We start from the raw sequence: 2,499 nt of genomic DNA on the forward strand, positions 1-2,499 counted from the left end.
CACGGAGTGCACCACGAGGATGAGGTCTGGGCCCACACGTTGGGTGGCGGTGCACGTCGAAGAGACTGACGGCAAGGCTTGCTTCCAGCGAGCGAGTGCCTTCTGTGCAGTACCCGGGAGGCCGGCCACTGCCGTCGGATCGAGCAAAGTCCGTGCCCCTGGTCGGAGACCGAGAGTTACGCGGTGGCGATCAGCGACCCCACTGAGATAGCGCTGCATGCGTGTTGAGAGAAGTTGAACGCACCACCGTTCTGTGAACTCCGCAGGCATGGTGGCGAGTCGGTAGTAGTCCTTGAGTAGTTCCCCGAGATGCTGGGTCCAGGCTGCGTTGGTCTCTCGCGGCTCGCGGGGGAACTTGAACTCTATCGCCGACAAGTTCGGTGCCGTTAGAACGAGATCGACGGCGTCCGGCACTCCGGGGCGTCGCCACTCGGTGACGATGTGGGCGGGGTTGATGCCACTCGTGACGAGTTCTTGGACAACCGCAAACCGAAGCACATCTTCAGTCAGCAGGTCCTGGAGGCCCGCTACGCGATGCTTGTCTAGGTGCGACGCTGTTGCCGACCACAATGCTGCCCAGTCGATATTCGCCACGGGCTGATTGTGCCTCGACTCTTAGGCGCCCGGCTTGAGAACAGTTAGAGCGCGCCGGTCTCTTGCAAGACCTTCATCGTCGCCAGAACCGCGTCGTCTCGGTACTGCGTCGCAGCTGCGACGCCCTTAACGATGGTGACGACCTCGCGACCTGCGATCACCCGGATCGGCTTGCCCGCCACTACCTGCTCGGAACACCATTCGCGGCAGCGGTCCTCGTGGCCGTTGGCGAACTTCCCGACGTAGAGTCGCAGCTCGACCTGGGACTCGTCGTAGCCGAATCGTTCTGCCGCCTGCCGGACCACGCTCTCTCGAACGCGCTCGTTGTTGAGCAACGTGTAGCGCTTTGCGTACTGCGCTGACTCACCGTTGAGGTGGTGGAACGCGACGCCGTAGGAGCCGAAGTACGACTTCACGCTGGCGAGCACGAGCCGGTCGATCCGTGCGCCGATCAGGTCGACCTCGAAGCCGTGGGTCTGGAATTCGGCGTGCATCGTCTTCCGCGTCTGCAGCCGAACCGGAAACTTGTGGCCGCCGCTGACGATGAGGTTCTCGGTCTCCATGGCGAGCGCGACGAACTGCTCGAACGCCTCCATGGGCCAACCACCTCGCTTCCGTCGTCATAGTGAAGGTTTCTGCACGATAGTGAAGAAACCTGCACTGTGTTCGCGACCCGCCGACGGTGGGATGGATTCGTGCCGAAGACGATCCGTGAGCCGAACTTCTCGGCCCTTCGGATCGGAGTTCTCCAGGATGCGCAACGAGCGCGGCTGGACGTATGAGGTGTTGGAAGAGCGGTCCGGTGTCACGCGTCGGACGCTGATCTCCATCGAAACCGGCGAGACCAGGGGATCGCTCGACACGTGGTTCCGCATCGCACAAGCCTTCGAGATGGACTTGGGCGATCTCCTTCGTCCGCTGGCTTCGAAAAGCCGCTAGAAGCCGCAGGTCGACACGTCGTGCAGCCTGCTTAGCAACTGAATTCTGCCGTGGTTTCATCGGAGCTTTTTCCGAAGGAGGCCAGGTGGAACCCACAGCAGACAAGCCGACGAGCCAACCGCGACTCCGGGTAGTACCGGTCTCGCTCGCGACAGCTAACGAGTTCGTCCGCGCGAACCACAGACACCATCAAGCCGTGGTCGGACACAAGTTCTCGATCGGCGTGACGGATGACGACGGGGAGCTGCGCGGGGTCGCGATTGTCGGGCGTCCCGTGGCGCGCGGTCGAGACGATGGACTAACGCTAGAAGTCACGCGGGTCGCGACGGACGGAGTCGCGAATGGCTGCTCCATGTTGTACGCAGCTGCATGGCGGGCGGTACGAGCGATGGGATACGAGCGTCTGGGCACATACACGCTGGAATCGGAGTCGGGAGCCAGCCTCCGTGCGGCAGGTTGGAAGGTGATCCACCAGGTTCGTGGTCGTTCCTGGAACGCGCCGAGTCGGCCTCGCGTCGACAGACACCCGACCGTGAACAAGGTTCTCTGGGAGCCGCGGTCCTGAGCGTTGTGTCGGACCGACGTCGTAGTGTCGACAGCATGATGGGAGTAGCCCTGTTGGACGAGCTCGTCGATGCCGTACGTGCGTCATGGTCTCGCCACACCTCGAACGACCCCGACAACTGGTCGCCGAATCTTCCCGAGGTCGGGCAGTGCGCGGTGTCAGCCCTGGTCGTCCAGAGCGTTCTGGGCGGTGACCTTCTCCGTGCGAAGGTTGGCGACGTCTCCCACTACTGGAACCTTCTCCCGGGCGGTCGGGAAGTTGATCTAACGCGCGGGCAATTCGACACCTTCGAGCCCGTCGATGTCTCGGTGCGAGAGCGTGAGTACGTCCTGTCGTTCCCTGATACTGCCGACCGCTACCGGCTACTCTGGTCGCTTGTTACCGAGCGGCTTGGGAGCGAC

The 2,499-nt window shown here is 62.7% G+C and carries 5 protein-coding genes; 3 read left to right on the plus strand and 2 right to left on the minus strand.

Translation table 11 applies throughout. The features are described 5' to 3' along the window. On the minus strand, positions 1-594 hold a 594-nt coding region (locus FHP29_RS22270), incomplete at its 3' end, for a hypothetical protein (RefSeq protein WP_205014194.1). 44 nt (positions 595-638) lie between these two features. Next, positions 639-1,190, minus strand: coding sequence for a hypothetical protein (locus FHP29_RS16380; protein ID WP_139623950.1), 552 nt, complete (start codon positions 1,188-1,190; stop codon positions 639-641). 91 nt (positions 1,191-1,281) lie between these two features. Between FHP29_RS16380 and FHP29_RS16385 the strand changes: the two genes are divergently transcribed. From FHP29_RS16385 to FHP29_RS21810, 3 genes are all read left to right on the plus strand, one after another. Then, positions 1,282-1,533 carry a helix-turn-helix transcriptional regulator gene (locus FHP29_RS16385; protein ID WP_275669459.1) on the plus strand — a complete coding sequence of 84 codons (252 nt, stop codon included), beginning with the start codon at positions 1,282-1,284 and terminating at the stop codon, positions 1,531-1,533. An 85-nt stretch (positions 1,534-1,618) separates the two neighbouring features. Next, positions 1,619-2,098, plus strand: coding sequence for an XF1762 family protein (locus FHP29_RS23300; protein ID WP_139623952.1), 480 nt, complete (start codon positions 1,619-1,621; stop codon positions 2,096-2,098). 35 nt (positions 2,099-2,133) lie between these two features. Further along, on the plus strand, positions 2,134-2,499 hold a 366-nt coding region (locus FHP29_RS21810; protein WP_158296601.1), incomplete at its 3' end, for a YunG family protein.

Origin of the sequence: Nocardioides albidus (genome assembly GCF_006335005.1) — a bacterium.
GTDB lineage: Bacteria > Actinomycetota > Actinomycetes > Propionibacteriales > Nocardioidaceae > Nocardioides > Nocardioides albidus.